We start from the raw sequence: 16,036 nt of genomic DNA, 5'->3' as shown, positions 1-16,036 counted from the left end.
GCGAATAAGATCTATCGGGCCGTATCTGGCTGGCGTTGATCGATTAGAGCATAGGCGCAGCGGCCGTCACAATTTTGACTGGGGCTGGCGCGTGGCGGGGCTGTATGGGCGGGAATCGACCCCCTACGGCGTGCTAAACTCCATGTTTTTCGTCTTTTCGACGAACTGTCGATTCCCGCGGTGCCATGATCCCGTTCGCCAAAGAAACTCTCCCCATCAGCCTTGAAGACGAAATGCGTCACGCCTACCTGGATTACGCCATGAGCGTGATCGTCGGGCGGGCCTTGCCGGATGTGCGTGACGGCCTCAAGCCTGTGCATCGGCGCGTACTCTACGCAATGCACGAGCTGGGCAACGATTGGAACAAGGCTTACAAGAAGTCCGCCCGTATCGTCGGTGACGTGATCGGTAAGTATCACCCGCACGGCGACCAGTCCGTATACGACACCATCGTCCGCATGGCGCAGGATTTCTCCCTGCGCTACATGCTGGTGGATGGTCAGGGCAATTTCGGTTCGGTGGACGGCGACAGCGCGGCGGCCATGCGTTACACCGAAATCCGCATGGCCAAGATCGGCCACGAGCTGCTGGCTGACATCGACAAGGAAACGGTCGACTTCGGGCCGAACTACGATGGCTCGGAGAAAGAGCCGCTGGTGCTGCCGGCGCGCATCCCGAACCTGCTGATCAATGGTTCCGGCGGTATTGCCGTCGGTATGGCGACCAACATCCCGCCGCACAACCTCAGCGAAGTCGTCGATGCCTGCCTGCGCCTGCTGCAGGAGCCGGACGTTTCCATCGACGAGTTGATCAAGATCGTGCCGGCGCCTGACTTTCCGACCGCGGGCCTGATCTATGGCCTGTCCGGCGTGCATGAAGGCTATCGAACGGGCCGTGGCCGCGTGGTCATGCGTGCGCGCACCCACTTCGAGGATATCGGCAAGGGCGATCGCCAGGCGATCATCGTCGACGAGATCCCGTACCAGGTTAACAAGAAGACCCTGCTCGAGAAGATTGCCGAGCTGGTGAACGAGAAAAAGATCGAGGGCATCAGCGAGATCCGCGACGAGTCGGACAAATCCGGCATGCGCGTGGTTATCGAGCTGAAGCGCAATGAAGTCCCCGACGTGGTGCTGAACAATCTGTTCAAGCAGACCCAGCTGCAGGACACCTTCGGCATGAACATGGTGGCGCTGGTGGACGGCAAGCCGCGCCTGCTGAACCTGCGCCAGATGGTGGAGTGCTTCTTGGCACACCGCCGCGAAGTGGTCACTCGCCGCACAATCTTCGAACTGCGCAAGGCGCGTGAGCGTGGGCACATCCTCGAAGGCCTCGCTGTTGCGTTGTCCAACGTGGACGAGATCATTGCGTTGATCAAGGCTGCGCCGACGCCGCCGGAAGCCAAGAAGGCGCTGATGGGGCGCGAGTGGCGCTCAGCGTTGGTGGAAGAAATGCTGGCCCGCGCGACTTCCGACAGCTTCCGTCCCGAGGGCCTCGCGCCGGAGTTCGGTCTGTCTGCCCAGGGCTACCGCCTGTCCGACGCCCAGGCCCAGGCCATCCTGGAGCTGCGCCTGCAGCGCCTGACTGGCCTGGAGCAGGACAAGATCGTGGCCGAGTACAAGGAGGTGATGGCCAACATCGCCGACCTGCTCGACATCCTGGCCCGTCCGGAGCGGATCACCGCGATCATCGGCGACGAGCTGACGCTCATCAAGCAGCAGTTCGGCGATCCGCGGCGTTCCGAGGTGGTGATGAACACTGCCGACATCAATATTGAGGACCTAATCGCCCCGCAGGACATGGTGGTGACCCTGTCCCATGCCGGTTACTTCAAGCGCCAGCCGCTCACCGACTACCGTGCCCAGAAGCGCGGCGGTCGTGGCAAGCAGGCGGCGGCGGTGAAGGAAGACGATTTCGTTGACCAACTCTTCGTTGCGAATACCCACGACCACATTCTGTGCTTCTCCAATCGCGGTCGTCTGTACTGGCTGAAGGTGTATGAGGTGCCGGAAGGTACCCGGAACTCCCGCGGCAAGCCGATCGTCAATCTTTTCCCGCTGCTTGAAGGTGAGAAGATCACCGCTGTGCTGCCGGTCAAGGAATTCGACGAAGGGCATTTCATCTTCATGGCCACCGCCGAAGGCACGGTCAAGAAGACGCCGCTTACCGATTTCTCCAACCCGCGCAAGGCCGGCATCATCGCCGTGGGCCTGGACGAGGGGGATTACCTGGTTGGGGTGGCGATCACCGACGGCAAGCATGATGTGATGCTCTTCTCCGACGCCGGCAAGGCGGTGCGATTCAGCGAGAACGACGTACGGCCGATGGGCCGCCAGGCCCGCGGTGTGCGCGGTATGACGCTGGAAGACGGCCAGTCCGTGATCGCCATGCTGGTGGCCGAGAATGAGGAACAGAGCGTGCTGACCGCCACCGAGAACGGTTTCGGCAAGCGCACGCCGATCGGCGAGTACACCCGCCATGGCCGCGGTACGAAGGGCATGATCGCCATCCAGACCTCCGACCGTAATGGCAAGGTGGTGGCAGCGACCCTGGTGACCGAGAAGGATCAGATCATGCTGATCACCACCGCTGGTGTGCTGGTGCGCACTCGCGTGGCGGAAATCCGCGAGATGGGCCGAGCCACCCAGGGGGTCACGCTGATCTCGGTGGATGAGGGTAGCAAGCTGTCCGGTGTGCAGAAGATTCTTGAAGGCGATGAAGAAGAGCAGGACGTGACGGGCGAGGCCGGTTCCGAAGGCGCTGAGCCGGAAGCCTGAGCGAACTGAGGAAGGATTCAGACGATGCGGATTTTCAATTTCTCGGCGGGGCCGGCCGTTCTGCCGACCAAGGTGCTCGAACAGGTGCGCGACGAACTGCTCGACTGGCAAGGCACCGGCATGAGCGTCATGGAAGTGAGCCATCGGGGCAAGGACTTCACCAGCGTGATCGAGACGGCCGAGGCCGACCTGCGCACGCTAATGGGCATTCCATCCAACTACAAGGTGCTGTTCCTGCAGGGCGGTGCGACGCAGCAGTTCGCGCAGATCCCGATGAATCTCCTCGACGGGCGTTCCGCGGACTACATCGTCACCGGCTCGTGGTCCAAGAAGGCCTACAAGGAAGCCCAGCGTTTTGGCGCCGTGCGCTTGGCCGGCTCGAGCGAAGCTGACAGCTTCACGCGGGTGCCGAGCGCTGATGAGCTGAAGCTCGATCCGCAGGCGGCCTACCTGCACATCTGCACCAACGAGACCATCCACGGCGTCGAGATGTTCGACCTGCCGACTGCGCCGGCTGGGGTGCCGCTGGTGGCGGACATGAGCTCGCACATCCTGTCGCGTCCGATGGACGTGCCCCGTTATGGCCTGATCTATGCCGGTGCGCAGAAGAACATCGGTCCGGCAGGGCTGGTCATCGTGATCGTGCGCGAAGACCTGCTCGGCAAGGCTTCCGCGATCACGCCGAGCGTCATGGACTACGCGACGATGGCGGAGAACGGCTCCATGCTCAACACGCCGCCGACCTTCGGCATCTACCTAGCCGGCTTGATATTCAAGGACCTGCTTGCGCAGGGTGGCTTGGAAGCAGTGGAGCAGACCAATATTGCCAAGGCGCAGCTCGTCTACGATGCCATCGCCTCCAGCGGCGGCTTCTACCGCAACCCGGTCCAAGAGGCGTTCCGCTCGCGCATGAATGTGCCGTTTACGCTGGCCAATCCGGCGCTGGACGCAGCCTTCCTGGCCGAGGCCGCAGAGCGGCAACTGTCCGGTCTGAAGGGGCACAAATCGGTAGGCGGTATGCGCGCATCCATCTACAACGCCATGTCGCTGGACGGTGTGCGGGCGTTGGTGGATCTGATGCAGGATTTCGCCGCGCGGAAGGCGTGAGCGTTACGGACGAGGAGAAGGCATGAACGAAGACATGCTGCGTGAGCTCGGCGTGGTGCGCGAGCAGATCGACACCATCGACGCCAAGATGCTGGCGTTGCTCAATCAGCGCGCCAAGTGTGCCCAGCACGTGGGCGAGATCAAGGCCAAGTATGGCGACGCCGGTTACGTCTACCGGCCGGAGCGGGAGGCGCAGGTGTTGCGGCGTATCCAGTCCCTGAACGAGGGGCCGCTGCCGAATGAGAGTGTCACCTTCTTTTTCCGGGAGGTGATGTCGGCCTGCCTGTCGCTGGAAGATCCGCTGGGTGTAGCCTTTCTGGGGCCGCTCGGTACGTTCTCCGAGAGCGCCGCGGTCAAGCAGTTCGGGCATGCCGCCCGTCTGGCTCCGCAGACCACCATCGACGATGTGTTTCGTGAAGTGGAAGCCGGGCATGCCGACTACGGCGTGGCGCCGGTGGAGAATTCCACCGAAGGTGCGGTTGGCCGTACCCTCGATCTGCTGCTGGGGTCTTCGCTGAAGATCTGCGGCGAGGTCGTGCTGCGCATCCACCAGAACCTGCTGACCCGCGAGACGGAGCTGTCTGCGATCCGCAAGGTGTATTCCCACGCCCAGTCCTTGGCCCAGTGCCACGAGTGGCTGAACAGCAACCTGCCGGGTGTGCCGCGTATTTCGGTTGGCAGCAATGCAGAGGCTGCGCGCTTGGCCTCGCTTGAGCCTGGTGTGGCAGCGATTGCCGGCGAAGCTGCGTCCGAACGTTATGGCTTGCCGCGGCTGGTGGAGAGCATCGAGGACGAGCCCAACAACACCACGCGTTTCCTGGTGCTCGGTCGCCACGATGCGGGGCGCACCGGGTCGGACAAGACTTCGCTGATCATGTCTGCGGCCAACCGTCCGGGGGCAGTGCACGAACTCCTCGCACCGCTGGCTGATGCCGGGGTCTCTATGACTCGTCTCGAGTCCCGTCCGGCTCGCGCGGCCTTGTGGGAATACGTGTTCTACGTAGACATCGACGGCCATCGTGATGATCCGGCCGTGAAGGCTGCCCTCGATGACCTGGCACGCAACGCCGCCTATCTGAAGATCCTGGGCTCCTACCCCCAGGCCGTGTACTGATTTCCAGGAGTTGTTCATGTCTTTGTGCGATCTGGCGCCTGCCCATATCCGGGCCATTTCCCCTTATCAGCCCGGCAAACCGATTTCGGAGTTGGCGCGAGAGATGGGCCTGGCCGAAGAGTCCATCGTCAAGCTGGCTTCCAACGAAAATCCGCTGGGTGTTGGCGAAAAGGCCCGCGAGGCAATGCTCAAGGCGGTGACGGAGATTGCCCGCTATCCGGATGGCAACGGCTATGAGCTGAAGGATGCGCTGCATCGCCGCTACGGCGTGGGTCACAACCAGATCGTGCTGGGTAATGGCTCCAACGACGTGCTCGAACTGGCCGCCCGCGCCTTCCTCGGGCCGGGCATCGATGCCGTGTATTCGCAGCATGCGTTTGCGGTGTATCCGCTGGCGACGCAGGAGGCCGGCGCGCGCGGAATCGAGGTGCCGGCGAAGCATTTTGGCCATGACCTGGAGGCCATGCTGGCGGCCATCACGCCCACTACCCGGGTGCTGTTCATCGCCAACCCCAACAATCCGACCGGCACATTCCTGCCGGGCGCAGAGATCGAGGCTTTCCTTGCCCGCGTGCCCGAGCATGTGCTGGTGGTCCTCGACGAGGCCTATACCGAATACCTGTCGCCGGAGCAGCGTTACGACGCGATTGCCTGGCTCAAGCGTTTCCCGAACCTGCTGATCAGCCGTACCTTCTCCAAGGCCTATGGCTTGGCGGGTCTGCGCGTCGGCTATGGTTTGGCCAGCCCTGCGGTCATCGATCTGCTGAATCGCGTGCGACAGCCCTTCAACGTGTGCAGCCTTGGCCTGGTAGCCGCTGCTGCGGCCTTGTTTGACGACGAGTTCTTGGCGCGTAGCTATGAACTCAATCGGGCAGGCATGGCACAGCTGACCGCGGGCTTTGCCGAACTGGGCCTCGATTGGATCCCGTCCGCTGGCAATTTCGTCACCTTCAAGGTTGGCAACGGCGCGGCGGTCAATCAGGCGCTGCTCAAGCAGGGCGTCATCGTCCGGCCGATCGGCGCCTACGGCATGCCGGAATGGTTGCGGGTTTCCATCGGTCTGGAAAGCGAGAATGCACGCTTCCTCGAGGCCTTGCCGGTGGCGCTGGGCTAGATGGGGCCGGCTGTGAAGACGATCGACAAGCTGGTGGTCTGCGGCGTCGGTCTGATTGGTGGCTCAGTCGCGTTGGCCCTTCGGCAGGCGCGGCTGGTGAACCGTATCGTCGGCGTTGGCCGACGGCCTGAGCCGTTGGCTACGGCGCGTCAGCTGGGGGTCATCGACGAGATTGCCACCGACTGGGCCGACGCCCTTGACGGCGCCGACATGGTGCTGCTGGCAATGCCGGTTGGCCAGATGGATGCGGTGGCCGCGGCGATGGCGCCGCACCTGTCTGCCGGGACCATTGTGACTGACGCAGGCAGCACCAAGCGTGACGTGATCGAGGCGATCTACCGCCACCTGGGCGCGCATCTGGCTACTGTGGTGCCCGCCCACCCCATCGCCGGCGCTGAGAAGAGTGGGCCGGCGGCGGCTCGCGCGGAGCTGTATCGCGGCCGCAAGGTCGTGGTCACGCCGCTGCCGGAGAATGCTCCCGAAGCTGTGGCGCGGGTCCGTGAGCTGTGGGCCGCCTGCGGCGCAGTGCTGCACGAGATGAGTCCTCAGGAGCACGACAGGGTCTTTGCCGCGGTCAGCCATCTGCCGCATCTGCTCGCTTTCGGCCTCGTTCATGATCTGGCAGGACGGGCGAATGCTGAGCAGTTGTTCAGCTATGCGGCGAGCGGCTTCCGGGATTTCACCCGCGTGGCGGGTAGTCATCCAGAAATGTGGCGGGATATCTGCGTGGCCAACCGGCATTCGCTGCTGGCCGAGCTGGATGCTTACCTATCCGAATTGGCCTATCTGCGTGCGCTGCTGGTGGCTGGTGACGGGCCGGCTCTCGAGAGGGTGTTCGAGCAGTCCAGTCGTGCCCGCAACGAGTGGGCGGACAAGGCATTTCCCGCGACGCCTTCGGGCGAGTAATCAAAAGGAGTTTTCATGGAATTCATCGACCTGCCTCCGATGCAGAAGGCCGCGGGCACGGTGCGCCTGCCGGGCTCCAAGAGCATTTCCAATCGCGTTTTGTTGCTGGCGGCACTCGCCGAGGGTGACACGCTGGTCGAGGATCTGCTGGATTCCGACGACACTCGGGTGATGCGTAATGCGATCGCCGCCCTCGGCGTGACGGTTGCGGAGGAGGGCGAGGCGCTGCGTGTGCAGGGCTGCGGAGGTCGTTTCAGTAATCTGCGGGCCGATATCTTCGTCGGCAATTCCGGGTTGAGCATCCGTACGCTGGTTCCAGCCATCGTGACGAGCTTGTCCGGCTGCGCCGATCAGGCCGCCGAGGTGCGCCTGGCTGGCGTGCCGCGCATGCACGAGCGGCCTATCGGCGACCTGGTTGATGGTCTCAAGCAATTGGGTGCGCAGGTCGAGTGGCTGGGGCAGGAGGGCTATCCGCCGCTGGCGCTGAAGCCCGCCAATCTTGCTGCGGAGCGGGTCAGCGTGCGCGGCAATGTGTCGAGCCAGTTCCTGACTGGGTTGCTGCAGGCTGCACCTTTGGTGGCGCGGGACAAGCCGCTGGTCATCGAGGTGGAAGGGGAACTGATCAGCCGTCCCTATGTGGAGATCACCCTCAACCTGATGGAGCGCTTCGGTGTCTTCGTGCAGCGCGAGGGCTGGAGCCGATTCATTGTGCCGGCCGGCCAGCGCTACACGTCGCCCGGTCGCATTGCGGTGGAAGGTGATGCCTCGACGGCCAGCTACTTCCTGGCAGCCGGCGCCCTGGGCGGCGGTCCGGTTCGCGTGGTTGGAGCCGGGCGGCGCAGCATTCAAGGTGACGTGAAGTTTGCTGATGCGCTGGCGGCGATGGGGGCGCAGATCATTTGGGGCAACGACTGGATCGAGGCGCGGGCGCCGGCGTCAGGTCGCTTGAAGGCCTTTGACCTCGATCTGAACCATATCCCCGATGCGGCGATGACGCTGGCGGTGGCGGCCCTGTTCGCTGACGGACCGAGCGTGTTGCGTAACATCGGCAGCTGGCGGGTCAAGGAGACCGATCGCATTGCCGCGATGGCTGCCGAGTTGCGCAAGCTCGGCGCGACCGTCGAGGAGTATCCGGAAAGCATCAAGGTCATTCCGCCAGCGCAGCTCAAGCCAGCGGTGATCGATACCTATGACGACCATCGCGTTGCGATGTGTTTCTCGCTGGCGACGCTGGGCGGGCCTTATGTGCGGATCAATGATCCGAAGTGCGTTAACAAGACCTTCCCGGGCTACTTCACGACCTTCTCCGGCATTGCGACCCCAGTTCCGGTGGTGGCAATCGATGGCCCGTCGGCATCCGGCAAGGGGACTGTGGCGGCACGGGCAGCGGAGGCTCTGGGTTTCGATCATCTGGACAGTGGTGCGCTGTACCGGCTGGTAGCGTTGGCTGCTTTGCGCCAGGGTGTTGCGCTGGACGATGAAGCCTGCTTGGAAGCCATTGCAGCCGCATTGCCGGCCCGCTTCGAAGGTGACCGCGTGCTGCTGAACGGCGATGATGTGACCGAAGAGATCCGTAGCGAAGCTTGTTCAGCCGGTGCATCCAAGGTGGCTGTGCTGCCGGCCGTCCGCGATGCTCTGTTCTGGCGCCAGCGCGCCTACCGCAAGGCTCCCGGGCTGGTGGCAGAGGGGCGCGACATGGGGTCGGTGGTCTTTCCTGACGCGGACGTGAAGATCTTCCTGACCGCGTCCGCCGAGACGCGTGCTGAGCGTCGCTATAAGCAGTTGATCGATAAAGGAATGGCTGCTAACATGACAGATCTGCTGAAAGATTTGCATGAACGTGATGCGCGGGATTCCCAGCGCGCCGTCGCGCCCTTGAAGCGGGGTGAAGATGTAGTGCTGCTCGATACGTCCGGCCTGACTGCCCAGCAGGCGGTCGATTTCGTGATCGAGCACGCAAAACAGGTTCGCCGTTAGTTTTGCTGCAAAGGATCTTCCCGAACCATGAGGGGCGGGAAGGTATGTTCAACCAGGAGCCGTTTCGCGACGGTTGTAAGGTTCTTTTTTCAATATGTCCACTGCCACCCCTGTTTCCTTCGAGGAAAGCTTTGCCGCCCTGTTCGAGGAATCCCTCAATCGTCAGGAGATGCGTGCAGGCGAAGTGATCACCGCTGAAGTCGTGCGGATCGATCAAAACTTCGTCGTCGTCAATGCTGGCCTCAAGTCCGAGAGCTACATTCCCATCGACGAATTCCGCAGCGATCGCGGCGAAGTGACCGCTCAGGTCGGCGACTACGTTCAGGTCGCGATTGAGCAACTCGAAGACGGCTACGGTGAAACCCGCCTGTCCCGCGACAAGGCCAAGCGCATCGCTGCCTGGAACGACCTCGACAAGGCGCTCAATGACGCCATCCTGGTCAAGGGCATGATCACTGGCAAGGTTAAGGGTGGCCTGACCGTCATGGTCAACGGCATCCGCGCCTTCCTGCCGGGCTCCCTGGTGGACATGCGTCCGGTCAAGGACACGACCCCGTTCGAAGGCAAGGAATTCGAATTCCGCGTCATCAAGCTGGATCGCAAGCGCAACAACGTCGTTGTTTCCCGCCGTGCGGTGCTGGAAGCCTCCATGGGTGAAGAGCGTCAGAAGCTCCTCGAGACCCTCAAGGAAGGCACCATCGTCAAGGGTATCGTCAAGAACATCACCGACTACGGCGCATTCGTGGACCTGGGTGGCATCGACGGTCTGCTGCACATCACCGACCTGGCCTGGCGTCGCGTGCGTCACCCGTCGGAAGTCCTGTCTGTCGGCGACGAACTCGAAGCCAAGGTGCTCAAGTTCGACCAGGAGAAGAACCGCGTCTCCCTGGGCCTCAAGCAGCTCGGCGAAGATCCGTGGGTCGGCATCTCCCGCCGCTACCCGCAGGGCACCCGTCTGTTCGGTAAGGTCACCAACATCACCGATTACGGTGCATTCGTTGAGGTCGAGCAGGGCATCGAAGGCCTGGTGCACGTCTCCGAAATGGACTGGACCAACAAGAACATCCACCCGACCAAGGTTGTCCAGCTGGGCGACGAAGTCGAGGTGATGATCCTCGAGATCGACGAAGACCGCCGCCGCATCTCGCTGGGCATGAAGCAGTGCATGTCCAACCCGTGGGACGATTTCGCCATCAACCACAAGAAGGGCGACAAGGTCCGCGGCCAGATCAAGTCCCTGACCGACTTCGGCGTGTTCATCGGCCTGGAAGGTGGCATCGATGGTCTGGTTCACCTGTCCGACCTGTCCTGGTCCCTGAGCGGCGAAGAAGCTGTTCGCCAGTACAAGAAGGGTGACGAAGTCGAGGCCGTGGTGCTGAACATCGACGTCGAGAAGGAGCGTATCTCCCTCGGCATCAAGCAGCTCGATGGGGATCCGTTCACCAACTTCATCGCCACCCACGACAAGAACACCCTCGTGACCGGTACCGTGAAGTCCGTGGATGCTCGTGGCGCCGTGATCGGCCTGAACAGCGATGTGGAAGGCTACCTGCGCGCGTCCGAGTTCTCCCGTGACCGTGTGGATGACCTGTCCCAGTTGCTGAAGGTCGGTGATTCCGTCGAAGCCCTGATCGTCAATGTGGATCGCAAGACCCGTGGCATCAACCTGTCCATCCGTGCCAAGGACCAGGTCGAGCAAAACGAAGCTATGAGCAAGCTGGCTTCTGACAGCGCTTCTGCCGCCAGCGGTACCACCAACCTCGGTGCGCTGCTGAAGGCCAAGCTCAACGAGCAGAAGTAAGCGGTTCGGGCATGACCAAGTCGGAGCTCATCGCCCGGCTGGCGGAGCGTTTTCCCCAGCTGGTAGCGAAGGACGCCGAGTTCGCGGTCAAGATGATTCTCGATGCGATGACTGACGCCTTGTCGCGGGGTGATCGCATCGAGATCCGCGGCTTTGGCAGCTTTGCCTTGAACTACCGCCCCCCGCGCGTTGGGCGCAATCCCAAGTCGGGTGAAAAGGTGCAAGTGCCGGAGAAGTATGTTCCGCATTTCAAGGCTGGTAAGGAGTTGCGGGAGCGCGTCGATATGATGGGTTGATCCCATCCGATGCTTTCTCATCCGGTGGCCAAAAGCTCGAGCAAGAAGGCGGCGTAAGCCGCCTTCTTTTTTTTGTTCGCGTCGGGGATAATTTCTGCCATGCGTGCTCTCATTTGGCTTGTCAGGCTCTTCCTGTTCTTGGTGCTGTTTGGCTTTGCGCTCAAGAATGATGAAGTGGTTGTCCTGAATTTCTTCTTTGGTAGTCAGTGGCAAGTGCCACTGGTACTTGTCATTCTGCTTTTCGTCGTCATCGGCGTGCTGATTGGAGTCACGGCGACGCTTGCGACTGTCTATCGTCAACATAGGGAGATCAGCTCTCTGCGTGGCAAGGTCGACTCTGGCAGTTTCCCAGTCGAGCGTCGTGGCGCGCCGCCGGTCGTTAGCGGCCCCGATCTTCCCGAGAGCTACTAAGTCCCCATGGAATTCGAACTCTGGTGGCTGCTCGCCTTCCCCCTGTTTTTTGCATTGGGATGGCTGGCGGCCCGTATCGACATCAAGCATCTGGTCAAGGAGTCGCGGGCGTTGCCGCGGACGTATCTGACCGGGCTCAATTTCCTGCTCAACGAACAGCCGGACAAGGCAATCGATGCCTTCATCGAAGCGGTGAAGATCGACAATCAGACCGTGGAGCTGCATTTCGCCCTTGGGAGCCTGTTCCGGCGTCGTGGAGAAACCGACAGGGCGATCCGCATGCACCAGAACCTGGTCGATCGTGATGATCTGTCCGAGGAGCAGCGTCTCCAGGCGCTTTCCGAGCTGGGCCTGGATTTTCTGAAGGCTGGGCTGCTGGACCGCGCCGAGTCGGTCTTCCTGCAACTGCGGGGCAGTCGCGCCAACGATTTTGCCCTGAAGAACCTGCTCGACATCTATCAGCAGGAGAAAGACTGGCGCAAGGCGATCGATATCGCCAAGGCACTGCCTGAGCACGAGAGTGTGCTGTGGGAAAAGGAAGTGTCCAATTTTCATTGTGAGTTGGCGACGGCCGATCTCGCCAACTCCCGCTTCGATGAGGCTGCCGAGAGCCTGGCCCGCGCCCTTGAAATGAACCGGAAATCCGTGCGTGCGAGCATGCTGCTGGGCGATCTGCACGTGGCGCGTGGCGACGACCGCGGGGCGCTGGACGCCTGGAAGCGGGTTGAGAGCCAAAACCCGGTTTATCTTGCGCTGGTGGCCGAGCGGATCATGGACGCCTATCGGCGGCTGGGTGAGCTGGAGCAGGGGATGCAGCTGTTGCGCAGCTACCTGGAGCAATATCCATCCCTCGATCTGTTGGATGCCCTGTTCCAGTGGGAGCTGCAGCAGGAAGGGCCGCAGGCGGCGTACAGTCTTGTCCGCGACGAACTGCGTCGCAACCCCACTCTGCTGGGGCTCGACAAGCTGCTGGAGGCGGCACTCCTGACTGCGCCGGCAGCCCAGCGAACCGATATTGAACTCGTCAAGGGGCTGGTGCATGGCCATACGCGGCGCGTGGCGCGCTATCGCTGCGAGGCTTGTGGCTTCAAGGCTCGTCAGTTCTACTGGCGATGTCCTGCCTGCGGTGGCTGGGAGACCTATCCGCCTAAGAGGACCGAGGAGTTCGATCTGGCCCCATAGCGTTGCCGCGCATGAGCAGTCGGTACGTTTTCTGGATTCATCATTGGAAATGAGCGTATGAAAATCACTGTAGTCGGTACTGGGTACGTGGGCTTGGTGTCGGGGGCCTGTCTGGCGGAGATGGGGAATGATGTGCTTTGTCTCGATCTCGATCCGGAGAAGATCCGCATCCTCGAAGAGGGCGGAATTCCGATCCATGAGCCGGGTCTTGATCAGGTGGTGGCGCGGAACGTCGCGGCTGGCCGACTGCATTTCACGACGGACGTCCAGGCTGCGGTGCAGTTCGGCACGATCCAGTTCATCGCCGTCGGCACGCCGCCGGACGAGGACGGTTCGGCCGACCTCCAATACGTGCTGTCCGCAGCGCGTGCCATTGGCCGCCACATGACCGACTACAAGGTGATCGTGGACAAGAGCACCGTGCCCGTGGGGACGGCCGACAAGGTTAAGGCCGCCGTGCAGGCCGAGCTCGATGCCCGTGGAGAGGCAATTCCCTACAGCATCGTGTCCAATCCGGAGTTTCTCAAGGAGGGGGCTGCGGTCGAAGACTTCATGCGCCCGGATCGCATTGTCGTCGGCGCAGAGGACGATCAGGCGATCTTCCTCATGAAGGCCTTGTACGCACCTTTCCAGCGCAATCATGAAAAGCTGCTGATCATGGATCTGCGCAGCGCCGAACTGACCAAGTATGCCGCCAATGCGATGCTGGCGACCCGTATCAGCTTCATGAACGAACTCGCCCTGCTGGCAGAGACGCTTGGCGCTGACATCGAACTCGTCCGCCAGGGCATCGGTAGTGACCCGCGTATCGGCTATCACTTCCTGTACGCGGGTTGTGGTTACGGCGGCTCCTGTTTCCCGAAGGACGTCAAGGCGCTCATCAAGACTGGCGCGGACGAAGGTCACGCGCTGCGTGTGCTGAATGCCGTGGAGGACGCCAACGATGCGCAGAAGCTCGTGCTGGTGAATAAGGTCGTTGCCGCGTTTGGTGAAGATCTGACCGGGCGCAACTTCGCCATGTGGGGGCTGGCCTTCAAGCCAAATACCGACGACATGCGTGAGGCACCAAGCCGGGTGATCATCGCCGAACTGTTCCGTCGCGGTGCGACGGTGACGGCCTATGATCCTGTGGCGATGGCCGAAACGCGTCGTATTTTTGGCGACGAGCCGCGTTTGCGTTATGCGGAACGTCCGATGCAGGCCCTTGATGAGGCTGACGCGTTGCTCATCGTGACCGAGTGGAAAGAGTTCCGCAGCCCTGACTTTACGGCCATTAAGGAAAAGCTGAAGACGCCGATCATCTTCGATGGGCGTAACATCTTCGATCCGAAGCTGCCGCGTCAGGCTGGTCTCACTTATCTGAGTATCGGCCGGCCGTAAGTCTGGCGTAAAGCTGACAAAATGTTGGGGGGCTTCCGTCGGAAGCCCCTTTTCCATCTGATGGTGCCGTGCGCCAGCGGCATCAGGCAGGTGGCTTAGGGTTTGCTTGTCTGGTTCGGGGCGACGTTCGGTATGATCGCCTCAATCCGGCATCCTATTGGACGGAATCATGGAATTCAAAACACTCGAGGACTATGTGGGACAGACCCCGCTGGTCCGTCTCAAGCGCATTACGGCTGGGCGTAACAACGTCATTCTGGCCAAGCTGGAAGGCAACAACCCGGCTGGCTCGGTGAAGGACCGGCCGGCCCTGTCGATGATCCTGCGGGCTGAGCTACGCGGTGACATCCGTCCTGGCGATACGCTGATTGAAGCGACCAGTGGCAACACCGGCATCGCACTGGCGATGGCTGCGGCGATCCGTGGCTACGGCATGATCCTGGTGATGCCCGAGAATCAAAGCATCGAGAGGCGACAGACCATGCGGGCTTTCGGTGCCGAGCTGATCCTGACTCCGAAGGAGGGGGGGATGGAGCTCGCCCGCGACGTGGCCGAGAAGATGCGCGATGAAGGACGGGGCGTGATCCTCGATCAGTTTGCTAATCAGGACAATCCGCAGGCGCATATCGATGGAACCGGCCCGGAGATCTGGCAGCAGACCGGCGGCACTGTCACTCACTTCATCAGCAGCATGGGTACCACGGGCACCATCATGGGGGTGTCGACCTACCTCAAGGCACAGAATCCGGCGATCCATATCATCGGCTGTCAGCCGACCGAAGGGGCGCAGATTCCCGGGATCCGCAAATGGCCTGACGCCTATCTGCCGCGCATCTACGATAAGAGCAAGGTCGATCACCTGGAATACGTGGCTCAGGCCGATGCTGAGGAGATGACGCGTCGGCTGGCACGGGAGGAGGGCATCTTTGCCGGCATTTCGTCCGGCGGTGCGATGCACGTGGCCTTGCGCTTGGCTGAGCAGGTCGAGAATGCGGTCATCGTTTCCATCGTTTGCGACCGCGGTGATCGCTATCTTTCTACCGGGGTGTTTCCCGCCTGATGGCTGCAATGGCTACGACCCTGGTTTTCGACATCGAAACGATCCCCGATGTCGAAGGGATCCGCGTGCTGCATGGGCTGCCGATCGACCTTTCCGCCGAGGAGGTTGCGGAGTTTGCTTTCCAGCAGCGGCGCGCTGCAAATGGCACCGACTTTTTGCCCCATCATCTGCAGCGGGTCGTCACGATCTCCTGTGCGTTGCGGGATGCAAGCCAGTTCCGGGTGTTTTCGTTGTCGGAGCCGGAGTGCACGGAAGGGCAGCTGATCCAGCGCTTCTTTGATGGTATCGAGCGTTTCACTCCGCAGATCGTCTCCTGGAATGGGGGCGGCTTCGACCTGCCGGTTCTTCACTATCGCGGGATGTTGAACGGAGTTGTTGCGCCGCGCTACTGGGATCTGGGGGATGGGGATTTCCACGACTCCCGCGATTTCAAGTGGAATAACTACATCAGCCGCTATCACACGCGTCATCTCGACCTGATGGATCTGTTGGCCCTTTATCAGCCGCGGGCCAATGCGCCGCTGGATGATCTGGCCAAGCTGATGGGCTTTCCGGGTAAGCTGGGTATGGATGGATCGGCCGTATGGAAAGGGTATTGCGAGGGGCGAATCAACGAGATACGGGATTATTGCGAGACTGATGTCGTCAACACCTACCTCGTATTCCTGCGTTTTCAACTCATGCGGGGGGCGCTGGACAAGGCGCAGTACGATGGGGAGGTTGCATTCGTGCGAGAGACTCTGGGTCGTGTTGCCGCTCCGCACTGGCAGCGCTTCCTGGCTGCCTGGCCTCAAGCAGAGACATCGGAGTAGAAAAGTGTTGACATGCCCTGGCGTTCGTCTATAATGCGGGCTTCTTAGGCGCGTAGCTCAGCTGGTTAGAGCACCACCTTGACATGGTGGGGGTCGTTG

The 16,036-nt window shown here is 61.6% G+C and carries 13 protein-coding genes; all 13 read left to right on the top strand.

What is annotated here, in order from left to right; translation table 11 throughout:
• Nucleotides 1–185: 185 nt before the first annotated feature.
• The 13 genes from gyrA to ACE3RX_RS06585 all read left to right on the top strand — a co-directional run bounded on the left by gyrA (nt 186) and on the right by ACE3RX_RS06585 (nt 15,937).
• The gene (gyrA, locus tag ACE3RX_RS06645) at nt 186–2,777 is read left to right on the top strand and encodes a DNA gyrase subunit A (protein ID WP_374481598.1); all 2,592 of its coding nucleotides are present in this window, start codon (nt 186–188) and stop codon (nt 2,775–2,777) included.
• A gap of 24 nt (nt 2,778–2,801) precedes the next feature.
• A complete protein-coding gene (serC, locus tag ACE3RX_RS06640; RefSeq protein WP_374481596.1) occupies nt 2,802–3,884 on the top strand; it encodes a 3-phosphoserine/phosphohydroxythreonine transaminase in 1,083 nt (360 codons plus the stop codon).
• A 22-nt stretch (nt 3,885–3,906) separates the two neighbouring features.
• A complete protein-coding gene (pheA, locus tag ACE3RX_RS06635) occupies nt 3,907–4,998 on the top strand; it encodes a prephenate dehydratase (RefSeq protein WP_374481594.1) in 1,092 nt (363 codons plus the stop codon).
• Between the two features lie 16 nt (nt 4,999–5,014).
• Nucleotides 5,015–6,112, top strand: coding sequence for a histidinol-phosphate transaminase (gene hisC / locus ACE3RX_RS06630; RefSeq protein WP_374481592.1), 1,098 nt, complete (start codon nt 5,015–5,017; stop codon nt 6,110–6,112).
• A gap of 12 nt (nt 6,113–6,124) precedes the next feature.
• Nucleotides 6,125–7,018, top strand: a complete 894-nt coding sequence (locus ACE3RX_RS06625; protein WP_374481829.1) for a prephenate dehydrogenase — start codon at nt 6,125–6,127, stop codon at nt 7,016–7,018.
• Between the two features lie 15 nt (nt 7,019–7,033).
• Nucleotides 7,034–8,995, top strand: coding sequence for a bifunctional 3-phosphoshikimate 1-carboxyvinyltransferase/cytidylate kinase (locus tag ACE3RX_RS06620; protein WP_374481590.1), 1,962 nt, complete (start codon nt 7,034–7,036; stop codon nt 8,993–8,995).
• A gap of 94 nt (nt 8,996–9,089) precedes the next feature.
• Nucleotides 9,090–10,796, top strand: a complete 1,707-nt coding sequence (gene rpsA, locus ACE3RX_RS06615) for a 30S ribosomal protein S1 (RefSeq protein ID WP_374481588.1) — start codon at nt 9,090–9,092, stop codon at nt 10,794–10,796.
• Between the two features lie 11 nt (nt 10,797–10,807).
• Nucleotides 10,808–11,092 carry an integration host factor subunit beta gene (locus ACE3RX_RS06610; protein ID WP_079434022.1) on the top strand — a complete coding sequence of 95 codons (285 nt, stop codon included), beginning with the start codon at nt 10,808–10,810 and terminating at the stop codon, nt 11,090–11,092.
• Between the two features lie 99 nt (nt 11,093–11,191).
• Nucleotides 11,192–11,503, top strand: a complete 312-nt coding sequence (locus ACE3RX_RS06605) for a lipopolysaccharide assembly protein LapA domain-containing protein (RefSeq protein WP_374481586.1) — start codon at nt 11,192–11,194, stop codon at nt 11,501–11,503.
• A 6-nt stretch (nt 11,504–11,509) separates the two neighbouring features.
• Nucleotides 11,510–12,685 carry a lipopolysaccharide assembly protein LapB gene (gene lapB, locus ACE3RX_RS06600; protein ID WP_374481584.1) on the top strand — a complete coding sequence of 392 codons (1,176 nt, stop codon included), beginning with the start codon at nt 11,510–11,512 and terminating at the stop codon, nt 12,683–12,685.
• A 57-nt stretch (nt 12,686–12,742) separates the two neighbouring features.
• Nucleotides 12,743–14,065: a UDP-glucose/GDP-mannose dehydrogenase family protein gene (locus ACE3RX_RS06595; protein ID WP_374481582.1), complete on the top strand. Its 1,323-nt coding sequence runs from the start codon at nt 12,743–12,745 to the stop codon at nt 14,063–14,065.
• A 169-nt stretch (nt 14,066–14,234) separates the two neighbouring features.
• Nucleotides 14,235–15,125: a cysteine synthase CysM gene (cysM, locus tag ACE3RX_RS06590; RefSeq protein ID WP_374481580.1), complete on the top strand. Its 891-nt coding sequence runs from the start codon at nt 14,235–14,237 to the stop codon at nt 15,123–15,125.
• Nucleotides 15,126–15,133: 8 nt separating this feature from the next.
• Nucleotides 15,134–15,937, top strand: a complete 804-nt coding sequence (locus ACE3RX_RS06585) for a 3'-5' exonuclease (protein ID WP_374481578.1) — start codon at nt 15,134–15,136, stop codon at nt 15,935–15,937.
• Nucleotides 15,938–16,036: the final 99 nt, after the last annotated feature.

Source organism: Zoogloea sp. (assembly GCF_041914405.1).
Taxonomy (GTDB): Bacteria; Pseudomonadota; Gammaproteobacteria; order Burkholderiales; family Rhodocyclaceae; genus Zoogloea.
This window is presented reverse-complemented; position numbering and strand designations above follow the sequence as displayed.